The sequence below is a fragment of the Pedobacter indicus genome (assembly GCF_003449035.1).
GTDB lineage: Bacteria > Bacteroidota > Bacteroidia > Sphingobacteriales > Sphingobacteriaceae > Albibacterium > Albibacterium indicum.
The window spans coordinates 2,808,395-2,824,776 of record NZ_QRGB01000001.1; the positions used below are offsets into that span (position 1 = coordinate 2,808,395).

Sequence of the window (16,382 nt, forward strand, 5' to 3'; positions counted from 1 at the left end):
TTCCCGTGCTATTTTGATTTGATATTCAAATATTTGTATATTTGTGTACCAAAACGTGTACACAATGGGCATCATAGAGACAACTAGCAGACAGTTTAGAGAACGTCAAAAGGACTTTTTCGACATGGCAGATAAAGGTGAAAAAGTGGTTATAAAAAGAGGCGGCAAACAAGCTTACGTTTTAACCCCCGTATCAGACGATGATATGTATTTCACCCCTAAGATGGTTCAGCGAATCAAGGATTCAGAGCAAGAAGTCAAGGAAGGGAAAGGTATTACAATAAAAACCAAAGAAGATTTAGACGCCTATTTCGATAGTTTGTAATGTATACCGTTATTATATCTCCGAATGCTGACCTAGATAAAAGCGCTAAAAAGGTCTGAGCCGCAAGCTTATAAGAAGGCAACATCACTTATAAAAGAATTAGCTGAGCATCCGAAAACTGGCCGAGGCAAACCCTCACTTAAGAAATATGGTTTAGCTGGCCCCTATGCGCGTAAGATTACAGATAAACATAGGTTAGTTTACGCGATCGATGACGAAAGCATTACAGTTATCGTTGTAGCCGCACGTGGACACTATAAAGACAAATAAACCCTACAAAGCCATGCCATAGTCCAAAATATCGCAATTTACTTTTGTAAACGACGAAAAACAGCAAAAGGCCAAACTAACAACAGCCTGACCCCGGAGTACAAGAATTACCGATCGACACCAATTGAATCTTTGGTTTTTCGCTTGACTCAATTGGGGGAACGCCACAAGCATCTTCAGCTAAACAAGCAGTTTGCTTATTCTTAAGAATGAAATGTTTACCGTTAAACTCTAAATCGTACTTACCGATCGTTTCCGCTTGATACTCCACTTCTATTTCAGCGTCTTCGATTCCTAATTTATCTTCTGATAGCTCGATGATGTTCAGAAGTTTACCTGGTTTTAAGCGGTGTTCAAGGTCATTAGCGTTCCACAATTGAAAGTTGACAACTTTCTCATCACGGACAACGCCGCCGCAGTCAATAAACTTTTTGCTTATCTGTCCAACTTCAGTAACGTGAAAATGCTCCGGAACAAAAGATCCGTTTTCTAGTTGGAACTCGACATTTTCCAATGTCGGTAAAATTTTTTTGATTTCTGATAGTTTCATAATAGAGATATTTTAGCAGCAGGATTTAACCGTAACATCCTGCTCAAAGAATGTATGAAATTCGTTTTTTATTTGCTCCCAGACATGCTCATCAATGCAATAACATACCGACTTTCCTTCTATCGTTCCCTTAATAATGCCGATCGACTTCAGCTCTTTCAGATGCTGGGAAATAGTTGCCTGCGCTAAACCCAGTTCATCGACAAGATCGTTGCAGATACATTTATGCTGATTAATAATGTGTTGAAGGATTGCTACTCGAGCTGGATGACCTAGAACTTTGAAAAGCGAAGCGATTTTGTTCTGATCATTCGTGAAGATCTCGGTCTTGGTAATTCCCATGATGGATGTTTTATAATCGCAATATTACGATAATAAAATTTATTCTAAAACATTTTTTTGAGATTGCATGTGGATCTCTCTATTAATAGAGTATCATTTCGTAACTTAGTGTATGTTATTGCGATCATAATTTCATTAAATTTTCTATGAAATATTTCGACCTATTAGCGTATTGAGTAAATCATCAAAACCGAAAAGAAGTTGAAATAAGGAATTGGCGGGGGCGCAGTTCAAAGTAGCTTTGGGTCAGGATATGAATGTTCGCACCTATGACTATGGTCTATTCGCAGGTTCGATTAAAGAACCGATTCAATTATTATTACGGGATTCGCAAGGAAAGACGAAAAAACATACTGTTTATCGAGTAAAATCAGAAATGCGTTCTAAGAAATTGGTGATACCTGCATTTGAATATAAAATATTGGCCGACAGCATTGCCTATGTGGTATTTAATTCATTTTCTACTGATTCTGCTGAAAACGCATTTATCACACATTTCGAAGAAATCTCAAAATCTAAAGCCATCATCTTTGATATCCGGAACAATGGGGGCGGCACTACACCTTTGAGAGCCCTCCGTTACCTTATTCAACAGCCTCAGACGATCCATAAGTGGTATACGAGAGTCTATAAACCAGCATTTCGAGCCTGGGGACGGAAACAGGAAACTTACGGTGGCCAAAACACGCTGAATCCGAACGGTGAATTTATTTATGACAAGCCAGTAATCGTACTAACTAGCGTTAGAACATTTTCAGCCGCTGAAGATTTTGTCGGGGCATTCAGATCTCTCAACAGAGGATTGTTAATTGGCGAAGCAACAGGAGGCAGTACCGGACAGCCTTTAACGATTTCCTTACCCGGAAATTTAACCGCTCGTATCTGTACGAAGCGGGACATGTTTGGAAATGGTGAAGATTTTGTAGGCAAGGGAGTCATACCAGACATATCTGTTGCTCCAACAGTATCTGATGTCAGGAATGGCCGAGATCCTGTATTAGAAGCTGCAATTCTGGAATTAACCGGAGATAATAAATAAATCGTTGTTTCTAAATGAACTTAAGATTTTTATTAAACGTAGGAATCCGACCTAATTGCTGGCTGAACTTATGTAAAGACATGAAACATCTTTAATTTGCTTAAATTTGTGGGGATGACGAACTCTCGAACCTTTATTCTATCAATCGCTTTATTCCTTGTCTCGACTTCTAGCAGCAGTTTATTAGCTCAAACCCATTACCCCTCTACTAAGGAAATACGAAAAGAACAAAAAGATCGCAATTTAAAAATATTGTTGATTTCCGATCTGAATGATAGCTATGGATCGGTGACTTATAGCGAGGAAGTTCATGACGTAATTGGTAAAATTGAAGAGATCAATCCCGATATTATTCTATGCGGCGGCGATATGGTAGCCGGACAAAAAGCATCCTTATCAAGGTCTGAAATTAATGCAATGTGGAATGGATTCGACTCTTCTGTCTTGACACCTATTTATAAACTGGATAAGCCTTTCGGCTTCACTGTCGGCAATCATGATGCTTCTCCTAATTACCATAAAGACCGCGCTGCAGCGTCTGATTTTTGGGTAGCCAACAAAGACAAGGTAAACCTGACCTTTGTTGACGACAAACACTTCCCCTACTTCTTTTCTTATATTAAAAACAATATCTTTTTCATTAGTTGGGATGCTTCCTCAGCGCAGATATCAGCAGAGGTGAAAATATGGATGGAACAGCAGCTGTCCTCTAAAATTGCTCGTAAGGCAAAAGGACGCATCGTATTAGGACATCTGCCTCTTTACGCAATTGTTGCATCAAAAAACAAACCGGGTGAGGTATTGGACAATGCGGATGAAACATTAGAATTTCTTAAAGACCACAAGGTCGACATGTATATCTCGGGGCATCAACATGCCTACTTCCCTGCCACAAAACAAAAAGTAACTTTATTACACAGCGGCTGTTTAGGCGGCGGACCAAGGCAGCTGTTAGGTGACGATCATCCAGCACAAAAGACTTATGCGATTATTGAGATCAGCAAAACTGATGACGTTTCAAATGCTCGGATCACTGGTATACAAGCAGAAGATCATACAGAAATTTCATTAGATGCTCTGCCCGATTCGATACGAGGGTTCAATGGTGTGGTGAAGCGAATAATTGAATACTAAAACATTTTGCAGTTTAAAAACTACAGTTTTATGTATATTTTGTTGTTTTAAAACTGCAATTTAATGTATATTTGTTGAATAGAAACTACAAAATGCAGGCTTTAATAGATTTTCAAGACATATTGCTTCAAAACGTTGACAATAGCTTTCGTCGCTTTCTCCATCAAAAGATAAATTGGAACCAACGAATGATAGGTATAAAGGGCCCTCGTGGAGCAGGGAAAACTACACTTCTTTTGCAGCATCTTAAGTTTGACTTAAGTAACTTAACCGATAAGGGGCTCTATATCACTGCAGATCATACTTGGTTCTATAACCATAGTTTATTAGATACTGCAATGGACTGGTATCAGCAAGGTGGAAAAGTTTTGTTGATTGATGAGGTACATAAATATCCAAACTGGTCGAGGGAACTAAAAAATATTTACGATGGGATTCCTCAACTTCAAGTTATATTTTCAGCTTCATCGGCATTGGATATCTATAGAGGACAGGCAGATCTTAGTCGTCGTGTTATTAGTTATTCGTTGCCGGGTCTATCTTTCAGAGAATATCTAGCTTTCACTGGCGTGTCTGTATATCCGACTATTTCTCTTGAAGATATACAAAGCAGACATCGAGAATTCAGCCAAGAAATCGTAGCGAATATCCGCCCCCTACCGGTTTTTCAGAACTATTTAAAAGGTGGCTATTTACCCATTTTTACTGAAGGAGAAAGTGAGTACTTACCAAAACTGGATCAGATAATTAACACAGTAGTAGATACGGATCTGGCCTATATATCTTCTTATAACGCCGGAACCGCTGTTAAAGTAAAACGGCTTTTAGCAGTAATTGCTGAGTCGGCACCTTTTAAACCCAATATATCGGCACTTGCTGGAAAGCTAGACATCTCACGTGATAGAATACTTAAATACATCTATCAATTGCGTGATGCGGGTCTCTTAAACATTCTATCTATCGAAGGGAAAGGAGTCTCACGCTTACAAAAACCCGACAAGATCTTTCTGGAAAACACGAATCTATCCTATGCTCTCCGGCCGAGCCCCAATAGGGGTAATTTGAGAGAAACGTTTCTTCTTAATCAATTATTGAATGCCGGCCATGATGTTTCAGAACCTACTAGCGGAGACTTTCTGGTCAATGGAACTACGATTGAAGTTGGCGGAAAAAACAAATCTATAAAACAGGTTCAGCACGCCGAGTCATATATCATAGCCGCAGACGATATTGAATCTGGATTTGGAACAAAAGTCCCCTTGTGGGTGTTTGGATTTATGTATTGATTAATTATCAGCTTTATTTTACTCATCCCTCAAACTATCCACTGGGTTAGCGATAGCTACTTTAATGGCTTGGGAGCTAACCGTGACCAAAGCAATCGCTAAAGCAGCCAAACCCGCCAAAACAAACATCCACCATTGCATTTCTATTCTATAAGCAAAATCGTCAAGCCAGCTGTTCATTGCCCACCAGGCTATCGGAGATGCAATAACGATAGCAATCAATACCAACTTGATAAAATCCTTTGAAAGCAGGCTTACAATCCCGGACACGGATGCCCCTAGCACCTTGCGAATACCGATTTCTTTACTTCGCTGCTGAGTAGTGTAAGCAACAAGTCCTAATAGACCGAGACAGGCAATTAAAATGGCAAGTCCAGAAAACACAGAAGTTAACGAGGCTATTTGCTGCTGTTTTGCAAATTTCCGAGTATAAGCTTCATCGGCAAACTGATAGTCGAAAGGGTAATTGGGATTGTATTTCTCAAAGATTTCTTTCATCTTTTCGATATTACCCAACATATTGTTATGGGCGTTCAATCTAATATGTATATACCTAGCCCAACTCGGACCAAAGATCATCATAGGCTCCACTTCTTCATAAGGAGAATTAAGGATAAAATCTTTGACAACACCCACAACGTGCCAAGTCTGTGGATTGTCATCTTCTATGTTGCGATGTATTTCAGCGTTGAGAGGATCGGTTAACCTCATACGTTTTACGGCAGTCTCATTTAGCAAAATAGCCTTTGAATCTGAAGGATGCTTATACACATCAATATCCCTCCCTTCTTTCAATGTCACACCCATCGTTTCTACGAAGTTGGCATCCGAAGTCATAGTAAAAAACACCACGTTGTAATCTTCCGGCTTGCTATTAGCCCAATTATAGCCCCAACTATCCATATTCGGTCTCGTTATCGATCCTGATGAAATGTTTACACTTTCAGCAACATTGGAGCTTAGCAATTCATTTTTTATTACTTCATAATTTTTCTCTAAATCGCCTTGTAATGAGATATACACCAGGTTATCTTGATTATATCCATTATCTCGATCTTGCCCGTATTGAATTTGTCGTGATACGATGAGCGTACAAATAATAAGGCAGATTGAAAAGGTAAACTGCAAAACCACCAAGATTCTTCGTGGTGTGATGTTACCAATATCAGAAGTTGAAGTACCCTTGAGGGTTTTAATTACTTTAAACGAAGAAAGGAAAAACGCAGGATATATTCCCGCAAAGAAACCCGTAAATAATGTAAACACAATAAATAGTATCCAGAAAACTGGTTGATTGAAATTAACAACCAATTCTTCACCCATAATCTTATTAAAAACGGGAAGACTTACTATGGTCAACATCAAGGATAGAATGGCCGCAATACTCGCTAATAGAATAGACTCAGAAAGAAACTGTCCAATCAGCGAGGTTTTACGAGCCCCAACTACTTTTCGCACACCGACTTCTTTCGCTCGCTTCTCACCTTTGGCTGTACTCAGGTTGACGAAGTTGATACATGCTATAATGAGAATGAACACGCCAACCAGAGCAAAGAGCCGCACCGTGTTTATTTGACCAGCGACCATCTCGCCGTTGACTGACTTATCGTACAAATGCCATTTACTGGCGGGGTGCAAGAAAATCGTAGCAGCTGTTTCACCGTTTGAGTGATCAACTACTAGATTCTTAATTTTCTGGTTCACTGCGTTGTGAGAGACCTTACCATTTAATAATACAAAGGTTTCATAGTTATAGCCAGTCCAGTACTGATAGTTTACAGAACCTCGTTGATCGAGATAGGACCAGCTACGAAAATACTCTATCTGATGAAAGCGTGAATTATGAGGGATGTCCTCAATAACTCCGGTGACGGTCAAACTTGCGGTTGTATCAATTTGAATGGTCTCCCCGACCACATCTGTTTTCCCAAAGAACTTGTTTGCTAAGGAAGCGGTGATAACTACATCATTGGGATTTAGGATGGCTTTCTCACTGTTGCCATGAAAGAATTTAAAATCAAATAGCTTAAAAAAGGACGAATCAGCCGCCACTCCAGCAGCATTAAACCGTTTGTCCCCGATATGCAACAATCCACCAATCCGATAAGTCCGTACCACCTCATCTATTTCAGGATGTTCTTGCTTGAGAACCGGGCCTAGAATACCTGGTGTAGCACCCCAAGCATGCTTTTCCCCGTCAAACTCGTCGGAAGTAAATACCTGATACAATCGATCCGTAGTACCATAGAACCGGTCGTACGTAACCTCATTCTGTATCCAAAGAGCAATCAACGTTGACACCGTCAGACCTAAGGCTAGCCCGAAGATGTTAATAGCTGAGAAAACCTTATTCTTCCAAAGGTTCCGCCAAGCTATTTTTAAATAATTCCTAATCATAATTGGTTTCTTTATTCGTCTCGTAAACTATCCACCGGATTCGCTATAGCAGCTTTAATTGCTTGCGAACTTACCGTAATCAACGCTATTGCAATGGCTAATACTCCTGCTACACCAAACATCCACCACTGTACTTCTATTCTATAAGCAAAATCTTCCAGCCATTTATTCATTGCCCACCAAGCTATGGGCGAAGCAATGAGGATGGCGATTAAAACCAGCTTGACAAAGTCGATTGAAAGCAAGCGCACGATTCCCGAAATGGACGCACCGAGTACTTTCCGAACACCGATCTCTTTGGTTCGCTGAAATGCTGTCAATGTAGCCAAGCCAAAAAGCCCCAGACAACTGATAATGATGCAAACCGTAGTTGCAAGTGTTATCAGCTTAGCCATCTTTCTTTCCGACTCATACAGGTTCTCGATGGTATCATCATAGAAACTGTATTCAAAAGGCGTTTCGGTATAGATTGCCTCCCATTCCTTTTCAATCAATTTAATAGTCTCGCTCCATTGACCGGGGTTTGATGCGGCAAGTTTGATATTGATTGAATTTAATTGGTTTTTTGCGGCTACGATAACCACGGGTTCAATCTTAGATGAAAAGTGATGTTGATGAAAATCTGCAACAACCCCAACAATGGTGTGTAAATTTTGATCGCCGTCAGCAAGTACTTGCCCAATAGCATCTTGCGGGCTCTTATAGCCAAAGGCTTTGATTAATGTTTCATTGACAACATACTCCTCAAGGCTGTCTTTTACGACGCCTGACCTTCCGGCCAAAAATTCAAATCGATAGAGATCAGTATAATCTTCATCTCCAAACTTAAAATTAGCGCTTACTTGGGTTGTTACGGTGTCTACCTGCCGGAATAGCATATCACCCCATCTGCTGTTATTTAATGGTCGATGGCCGAGCGAAACCATCGCGATTTCCGGATATTTTTCAAGCGCATGCTTAAACACAAAGGGGTCTTTATCCTTATCGGTATATTTGTAGGGTAAGGAAGCTGTAATAATGGCTTCATGGTTGAAGCCCATGTCTTTGTTCATCGAGTACTGCAATTGCTGACCCATAATCAAAGCTGAAACGATAAACACCTGTGCAATTATGAATTGAAAAACAATCAAGCTTTTCCGCAATGTCAGTTTGGTACCATGTAACTTCTTATCTGTCTGGCCTTTTAATACTTCAACCGTTTGAACGCGGGTGATTAGCCAAGCGGGATAAACGCTTGATATAAAAGTTATAAGCACTAGCAATCCACCGACAAAAAGAATGAGATTAGGGTAATTACTAAAATCGTTGAAACCATCAGGGATGAATTCAGTAAAGGTGGTAATAAACAAGATTGATAGCGGAACCGATAATAAAAAAGCAAAGAAAACAATCACAAAGGTCTCTAGCATAAAATGAGAGATAAGTGTTCTCGGATTACCTCCCAATGTTTTGCGGACACCAATTTCTTTGGAACGCTGTGGTAACTGCGATGTACTTAGATTAATGTAATTGATGCCCGCCAGAATCAATAGAAAGGCAGCAATGCCTATCAATCCATAAAGAACTTTTTTATTGGCTGTCCGATCGCGTCCAGCGTATTGAGGTTCAAAATGCTTCTCTGCCAGTGGCAAAACTTCATACCAGTTTTTGAATTTATACTTTTCCCGAAATTCGCGGGTGAGCTCTTCATTCTTATTATTAATAAAATTTAGCACATACGGTATACTTTGACTATCCTTGACTTTAACAAACAATACATTATCAGAATTCATGCTAGACCAATTGGTTGCTGTCAAATAATCTTTAGTAAGGCCTACAAATTCCTCTGAATCGAAACTGCTGGGATAGTCAAGATCCTTTACGATACCGGAAATTACGCGTGTTACCGTATCACCCATGGTATAATAAGTTAGGGATTTATGAGCGACGGATTCAATAGTTTCACCCGGAAAATATTCACGTGCTCTACTCTCCGTCAGAACAACCTTGTCAGGTGCGTCCAACGCGGTTTGAGGACTTCCTACTAACCATTTATGTTGCACCATTTTAAAATAATCGGCTGTAGTCGCGGTTAAGTTTTCAGGCTCTTCAAAGACGAGATCTGGTTGCCCGTTTTTCTGTGGAGCGTCCACTTTTACGACGTAGCGATGATAAACTGGTACTGCCAGCTCTAATCCCTCGATACTTTTATCCAGCGCGGGATAAATTGCAAGCGGGACACCACCAAATCCGCTTTCTTCACCTTCGAAAACCGCCCGGTTAGTAATCTGATAAATCCGCTCGCCATCAGGATGTTTCTTGTCGAAGCTAAATTCATAATCGACAATACGAAAGATAACCCAACAGGCACAGATACCGATGCTTAAGCCCAAGATGTTCAAAGCTGTGAACAATCGATTTCTCCACAGATACCGGAGGGTGATTTTAATATAATTTAGGATCATAATCGGTTTCTATTTATTCATCCTTTAATTCTTTTATTCATCTCGTAAACTATCCACCGGATTGGTCAAGGCGGTTTTAATGGTCTGGAAACTAACCGTAAATATCGCTACAACAATGGCCATCAAAGCTACAAGCCCGAAAAGCCACCAAGGGACATGGACCCGGTAAACAAAGTTTTCTAACCAAGAGCTAGAGAACCACCAGGCTAACGGTATGACAATGATGATTGCAACGACAACCAACTTAACGAAGCTGACAGAAATCAACTTCATAATCGACATCATAGACGCTCCTAATACCTTGCGAACACCAATTTCCTTAACTCGTTGCCTGATAACTAAACTGGAAAGTGCAAAGAGACCTAAACAAGATACCAATACCGTTGCGATGGAAAATAAGGTCAAGATCTTAGAGGTTTGTTCTTCAGATTTATATAAGGCATTAAACTCCTCATCTAAAAAATGATAGTCGAATAACTTATTGGGATTGTGGGTTTTCCATAGAGTTTCTATTTGTCCGATAACTGATGTCATATTCTCTGTCTGATTCACTTTGACAAACATCTTTCCGAACCAGTTGTATTCAAGAAACATAACAATAGGGCCAATCTCGTTATGGAAAGAAGAGAAATTGAAATCTTCTGTAATGATTTTGATTTTCCCTCTTCGTCCATTAAGATTCGCCCACTTGCCTATGGCTTCTTCCGAAGTCCACTCCAATGCTTTTAAAGCTGTTTCATTAATAGCGAAGGCGTATTCGGGTTCTTGATCATCAGCCGACTGTGAACGGGCCACATCACCTTGGTTAAAGGGTTCTCCTGCTACGAGGTCAATATCAAAGACGGAAAGAAAATCTTTTTCTACGGGAACGCCCGTTACACTAAGAGTAAAATCACCCGCTTTTCCGTCAACCGACAGACTATATCCTCCTTTTACATCAACTGGAGAATGATAGGAGGCGGTAACTCCGGCAATAGAGGACTGGCTGCCTAATGCATTTTTAAAGGATAGCAACCCGGAGCTAGTCATGTCCGAAGCATCCAAAACCAAAACTTGCGAACGACTGATACCAGTATCCTTGTCTTGCATATAATGGATCTGACGATGAACGACGACCGTGCCTAATACAAACAACAAAGAAATACAAAACTGAAAGATAATCAATCCTTTACGAAGGATTACAGCCTTTGAAGTCTGATGAACTTTCCCCTTCAGGCTATCGGTAGGTTTGAGAGCTGATAAAACAAGTGCTGGCCCTCCTCCGGCAATGAGTGATATGACGATGAAGAGAACTAACATCGTGATCAAGAACCATCCGCCGGACCAGGATTCTAAACTGAGTGGAATACCCGTATAAGTATTGAAGAAAGGTATAAGTAAAATAGCGACAGCTAAACCCAATATTAGCGCGAGAGCAGCGGTTACAAATGATTCAAAAACGAACTGGAAGAACAAATGCCTGCGCAAGGCTCCCATCACTTTTTTTACGCCGATTTCATGTGATCTCTCGGCAGAACGAGCCATCACGAGGTTAGTAAAGTTGATACAGGCTATCAGCAAAAGCGCAATGGCCATCACGCCCAACACATAGAGATACAAGGGTTTGATACCAGGCATAACGTCCGAATGCAAACGAACATCGGTGAGCTTCTGAATTGGAAATCTCACCTCATAACCTGCAGCAATTTCCTCAGCGTATTTATCGCCTATTAGCTGACCAATCTTTTGGTTCAAACCATCAAACCCCTCAGGCGACTTAAGAAGAAGGTAGGAAATATCGTTGGCCGCTCCCCAGTTTTCTTGCTTGGACCGCGGCAACGTAGAATACGCTCCCAAAAGATTGAATTGCAATTGCGAATAAGGCGGAATATCTTCTATAACACCTGTGACTTTCCATGGCTCATCATCTATGATCAGACTTTTACCTAAAGCTGCCTCATCACCAAAATATTGCTTCGCTGAAGACTTTGTCAAAACAAGTGAATAAGGATCTTTAAGCGCTTCCGCGGGGTTACCACTGATAAAGTCGAAACTGAAAATGGAAAAGAAGGAATCATCAGCCAAGACAAAGCTCCCTTCATTAAACAGTTTGTCTTCATGTCGAACGCTGATCGTCTGCTCGCCACCCGTCCGCTGATAAATACGAACGCCATCTTCTACCTCTGGAAAGGCCTGTTTGAAACTAGGGACAACGGCCGTCGGTGTGTTGGCTGTCTTTGTAAACTCTGAATCGTTCGGGTTCTTATACTCGAATGATACATAGGCAATCCGATCTGCATTCTTGTGGAAACGATCGTAACGCAACTCATTGATGATATAGGTACTCAATAAAAAGAAACAGCATATACCAAGAGCCAATCCTCCAATATTGATAATGGAGGAAAGCTTATTTTTTAACAGGTTTCGCCAGGTTGTTTTTAAAAGATTCTTTATCATAATTCTATACGTTTATTCGTCTCGAAAACTATCTACCGGATTGGCAATGGCTACTTTGACAACGAGCAGTTAGCCTACAACTTCCATTACCACTTGCCCATCGAGCATCCGAATAATCCGATCGCTAAAACGGGCGTCGTGTTCGCTGTGGGTTACCATCACGATGGTGGTTCCTTGTTCATTTAATTCGGTAAGAAGCTGCATCACTTCATTACCATTATTCGAGTCAAGATTACCCGTAGGCTCATCGGCAAGGATGAGCTTTGGATTGTTAACAACAGCCCGTGCAACAGCAACGCGTTGCTGTTGCCCCCCCGATAGCTGTTGCGGAAAATGATTACGACGGTGCATAATCTGTACTTTTTCAAGAACCTCCTCTACTCTTTTTTTACGCTCTGAAGCGGGAACTTTGGTATAAATCAGAGGCAACTCAACATTTTCAAATACCGTAAGCTCGTCGATCAGGTTAAAACTTTGAAAGACGAAACCAATGTTATGCTTTCGTAGGTCCGAACGCTTCCGCTCGTTGAATTTGGCGACCTCAATATCGTTAAAGAGGTAACTGCCGCCATCCATATCATCCAAAAGACCAATGATATTTAACAGGGTCGACTTACCACAACCCGAAGGACCCATAACGGCAACAAATTCGCCTTTTTTAACTTGCATTGACAAATCGTTCAAAGCAATGGTCTCTACTTCTTCGGTGCGGTAGAATTTTTTAAGATCAGTTATTTTTATCATGTTTATCTGGTTATCATCTATTTAATCACGAGTTCTTGTACTTTCTCGTAGGTTTCATAACTCGAAGTTATAACTTTATCGCCCGGCTCCAATCCTTGGATAACTTCATAATAGTCAGGATTTTGACGTCCAAGCTGAATATCCACACGGTAAGCAGATTTCCCATCCTTATCGAGCTTAAATATCCAGTTACCACCTGTTTGCTGATAGAAACCTCCCTTGGGAACTAACAATGCCTTGGTTTCGTCACTTAACGCCAGGCGAATCTGGAGCGTTTGCCCCCTTCTGATACCCTCAGGTACCTCATCCACAAATTCCATATCTACTTGAAAACGCCCGTTGGTAACCTGTGTATATACTTTTTTGATGCGCAATTTATAAGACTTGCCGGCAAGAGTAAATTCACCTTCCAAATCTGGGTAAATCCTGGTAATATAATGTTCATCGATATCGGCTCTTACTTTAAATCCGCTAAGTACGTCAATCTGACCAAGACGCTCACCAGGGTTTTTATTCTGCCCAATTTCTGCATCAAAGGAAGTCAGCTGCCCATCGACAGGTGCCCGGACAATCAGGTCGCCTACTTTTTGACGCATAAGTTCAAGGGCGCTGCGCGTACGATCGTAAGTCTGCTGACTTTGTTTGAGGGACTGCTGAGTAGATACTGAATCTTGTCTTAAGATCTGTTTGGTTAACCTGATACGCTCCTTCTGATAATTATATTCGTTGACCGTTTTTTCAAACTCTTGTCTGGAAATTACCTTACGGTCATATAACTTCTTGTTCATGTCATAGATCCGTTTTGCTTCACGGTAGGCATTTTCAACGTCGGCCATCTGATTCAAATGCATCACGGTATTCTGCTGAGCATTCGTTTTGGCAATCTCCATTTGTGTAAGCAAGTTAAGAACCTGTGTCTCCTGATTTACCAAACTAAGTTCTTGATCTGTATTCGATAAACGCATAATAGGATCATCTTTTTTCAGAACAGCGCCGTCCTCAACAAACTTTTCCTCTACCCGGCCGCCAACAGATGCATCGAGATAGATGGTACTAATCGGTAACACGTTTCCGTTCACCGGAATAAATTCACGGAACGAGCCATTTTTAACCTCTGCGATACTGATACGTTCCTGATCTACATTTAACCTCGAATTTCCACTCGTAAAATAGTAGCTCGCTCCAATTAACAAGATAATTCCCGCGATACCAGCTACGGTGGTTATCCGCTTATTATTCCATTTCTTTTTGGGTAATGCTCTGTCCATACATGCTTTTTATATACAAGCTTATGCCATAATTATATATATCTTATTGTCAGCAACTTATGAAAGTCCAGGTTCGTAAAAGTGTTCGTTTTCGAACAGGCATTGTTCGAAAATGAATGCTTGAAAACAATGAAGCTACCATCCTACTCCAACTCGAAGTTTATTTTCGCGCTACTTCACACTTTCTTTATAGCTAAATTTGCTTTACCGATCGCTAATCCTTCTTCAAGGTATCTAAGGTAAAAATCTCGCTAATTTGATATATAAATGTGGCTAATTTATGCTAGTTTAAGACGGACTTCAGTCGGACATTATTCGGACCTTCTTCGGACATTGGTCGTGTGAACACGACTAAACTCCGACTTATATACGTTTAATCTCCGTAGTACTTCTGAGTTAATATAAAGTACGGGAACAATATTAATTAAACAGATATTTATTTAACTGAAACGATTTTGTTAAATTTTATTCAGTAAGAAAAATATTTTGTAGCAATCGGATGAGATTAATCGTTACGTCTTTAGTAAACGATTGTAATGATTTAAATGAAATACAATGGCGGAAGAAATTCTCAATGAAGCAATGGACAGATTCTTGGCTGGTGAGATATCTGTAAATGAACTGTTCGAGGCGCTAAGCATCGCACAGCTGGTTGTTGTCTAAAATGCGTTCGGTTTATTTATGAAAATAACTTCTTTTGAGCCTTTTTGGTTGGTCAAAAATGGCCTTATCCAATCCTACCCTTCACTTAAGGAAGACTTGAAGGCCGAGGTGTTAATTGTTGGCGGAGGAATAACCGGAAGTTTGATTGCTCACCAATGTATTGCAGATGGCTACAATACGGTATTAATTGATAAACGGGAGATTGCCCATGGCAGTACTTCGGCGACAACGTCTATGCTTCAATATGAGATCGACGTTCCCCTCTATAAATTAATCGATCTGATCGGTGAAAATAATGCCGTTAAAAGTTATAAAGCATGTTATAACTCCATTGACCGCCTAGAGAAAATTGTTCGCGAAATTGATTCTACTTGCGGATTTAAAAAGAAAGAGTCGCTCTATTTTGCAGCTTCTAAAAAGGATAGCAAATGGCTATACGAAGAATTTGAAGCGAGAAAGAAATACGGGCTGGAGGTTAGCTGGCTAACAGATGCTGATATTCGTGATCGATACCGCATTCAGAAAACATACGGTGGAATTCTATCTAAACAGGCAGCAAGTATCGATGCTTTCCAATTCACCCATGACATCTTGAAGTACAATGCAGATAAGGGTCTTCGCATTTTTGATAAAACGGATCTTACTGCAATTCGCTATGCGGACAACCGTGTTTACGCTGAAGTAGAATCAAAACAAGTAATCGAAGCCCAAAAAATCATTTATTGTACCGGTTATGAAACAACGAATCTTATTGAGGAAAATTTCGTTGATCTGTTTAACACCTATGCAATCGTGGGGGAACAGAATGAAGACGACCAGTCAGATTTAAATGAAACTTTGTTTTGGAATACGGCATCGCCCTATATTTATATGAGAACGACTGATGACAACAGGCTATTGATCGGTGGTGAAGATGAAAAATTTGGGAAAGTAACCAACGGAAGGCTGATAGAAAAGAAATCTGAAAAACTCAAAAAATATATAAACAAACACCTACCCCATTATGATTTTACAATAGATTTTTCATGGGCTGGGAGATTCGGAGAAACCAAAGATGGAAATCCTTACATTGGTGAACATAAGGATTTCCCAAATAGCATTTTTGTGTTAGGTTTTGGGGGTAATGGCATTACATTTTCAGTAATAGGAATGGATATTGTTTCCAAATTATTGAAGAACCAAACACATGAACTGGTCAATATTTATCGATTTGGGCGCTAGTCAATCAGTTTGAAATCTTGAACATCAGGGATGTCCGAAAGGTATTTCCAACTTTTTAGATGCGGTTCTTCTAATTGAAATTCACGATATTCATCTGGGTTCATAATAGGAACTCCTTTGATGATCGGATAATAACGCTTACAATAATTACAGGTCAGCATTCCTTCGTGAATATTTTCTTCTAAATCTTGTGTAATAATTTTAAGTGTTAAGTCTGCCTTGTCAAAAGGACAACAAAGTTTATCGATTGTTGATAGTCTCAT

At 40.2% G+C, this 16,382-nt stretch carries 14 protein-coding genes; 6 read left to right on the forward strand and 8 right to left on the reverse strand.

Translation table 11 applies throughout. The features are described 5' to 3' along the window. Window positions 1-64: 64 nt before the first annotated feature. Complete coding sequence (locus D3P12_RS12380) at window positions 65-325, forward strand: hypothetical protein (protein WP_118195941.1); 261 nt, start codon at window positions 65-67, stop codon at window positions 323-325. A gap of 36 nt (window positions 326-361) precedes the next feature. Continuing rightward, entirely contained in the window at window positions 362-595 is a 234-nt protein-coding gene (locus D3P12_RS15820; RefSeq protein WP_118197098.1) for a Txe/YoeB family addiction module toxin, read from the forward strand. A 76-nt stretch (window positions 596-671) separates the two neighbouring features. Here the strand turns inward: D3P12_RS15820 and D3P12_RS12390 are convergent, their stop codons facing one another. Further along, window positions 672-1,145, reverse strand: a complete 474-nt coding sequence (locus D3P12_RS12390) for a DUF6428 family protein (protein WP_118195943.1) — start codon at window positions 1,143-1,145, stop codon at window positions 672-674. A 12-nt stretch (window positions 1,146-1,157) separates the two neighbouring features. Beyond that, window positions 1,158-1,487 carry an ArsR/SmtB family transcription factor gene (locus D3P12_RS12395; RefSeq protein ID WP_118195945.1) on the reverse strand — a complete coding sequence of 110 codons (330 nt, stop codon included), beginning with the start codon at window positions 1,485-1,487 and terminating at the stop codon, window positions 1,158-1,160. Window positions 1,488-1,701: 214 nt separating this feature from the next. Between D3P12_RS12395 and D3P12_RS12400 the strand changes: the two genes are divergently transcribed. The 3 genes from D3P12_RS12400 to D3P12_RS12410 all read left to right on the forward strand — a co-directional run bounded on the left by D3P12_RS12400 (window position 1,702) and on the right by D3P12_RS12410 (window position 4,946). Further along, window positions 1,702-2,526, forward strand: coding sequence for a S41 family peptidase (locus D3P12_RS12400; protein WP_157970342.1), 825 nt, complete (start codon window positions 1,702-1,704; stop codon window positions 2,524-2,526). Window positions 2,527-2,640: 114 nt separating this feature from the next. Beyond that, window positions 2,641-3,660 carry a metallophosphoesterase family protein gene (locus tag D3P12_RS12405; protein WP_118195949.1) on the forward strand — a complete coding sequence of 340 codons (1,020 nt, stop codon included), beginning with the start codon at window positions 2,641-2,643 and terminating at the stop codon, window positions 3,658-3,660. Between the two features lie 188 nt (window positions 3,661-3,848). Next, window positions 3,849-4,946, forward strand: coding sequence for an ATP-binding protein (locus D3P12_RS12410; protein WP_245977446.1), 1,098 nt, complete (start codon window positions 3,849-3,851; stop codon window positions 4,944-4,946). Between the two features lie 18 nt (window positions 4,947-4,964). Here the strand turns inward: D3P12_RS12410 and D3P12_RS12415 are convergent, their stop codons facing one another. The 5 genes from D3P12_RS12415 to D3P12_RS12435 all read right to left on the reverse strand — a co-directional run bounded on the left by D3P12_RS12415 (window position 4,965) and on the right by D3P12_RS12435 (window position 14,235). Then, on the reverse strand, window positions 4,965-7,343 hold the full coding sequence (locus D3P12_RS12415) for an ABC transporter permease (RefSeq protein ID WP_118195953.1): 2,379 nt from the start codon (window positions 7,341-7,343) through the stop codon (window positions 4,965-4,967). An 11-nt stretch (window positions 7,344-7,354) separates the two neighbouring features. Further along, window positions 7,355-9,787 carry an ABC transporter permease gene (locus D3P12_RS12420; RefSeq protein ID WP_118195955.1) on the reverse strand — a complete coding sequence of 811 codons (2,433 nt, stop codon included), beginning with the start codon at window positions 9,785-9,787 and terminating at the stop codon, window positions 7,355-7,357. 33 nt (window positions 9,788-9,820) lie between these two features. Further along, complete coding sequence (locus D3P12_RS12425; protein ID WP_118195957.1) at window positions 9,821-12,223, reverse strand: ABC transporter permease; 2,403 nt, start codon at window positions 12,221-12,223, stop codon at window positions 9,821-9,823. Between the two features lie 69 nt (window positions 12,224-12,292). Then, complete coding sequence (locus D3P12_RS12430) at window positions 12,293-12,967, reverse strand: ABC transporter ATP-binding protein (RefSeq protein ID WP_118195959.1); 675 nt, start codon at window positions 12,965-12,967, stop codon at window positions 12,293-12,295. Between the two features lie 17 nt (window positions 12,968-12,984). Beyond that, the gene (locus D3P12_RS12435; RefSeq protein ID WP_118195961.1) at window positions 12,985-14,235 is read right to left on the reverse strand and encodes an efflux RND transporter periplasmic adaptor subunit; all 1,251 of its coding nucleotides are present in this window, start codon (window positions 14,233-14,235) and stop codon (window positions 12,985-12,987) included. Window positions 14,236-14,916: 681 nt separating this feature from the next. Between D3P12_RS12435 and D3P12_RS12440 the strand changes: the two genes are divergently transcribed. Then, window positions 14,917-16,119, forward strand: coding sequence for an NAD(P)/FAD-dependent oxidoreductase (locus tag D3P12_RS12440; RefSeq protein ID WP_118195963.1), 1,203 nt, complete (start codon window positions 14,917-14,919; stop codon window positions 16,117-16,119). On the opposite strand, the gene D3P12_RS12445 is transcribed toward D3P12_RS12440, so the two are convergent. After that, complete coding sequence (locus D3P12_RS12445; RefSeq protein WP_118195965.1) at window positions 16,116-16,382, reverse strand: Trm112 family protein; 267 nt, start codon at window positions 16,380-16,382, stop codon at window positions 16,116-16,118. The genes D3P12_RS12440 and D3P12_RS12445 overlap by 4 nt on opposite strands.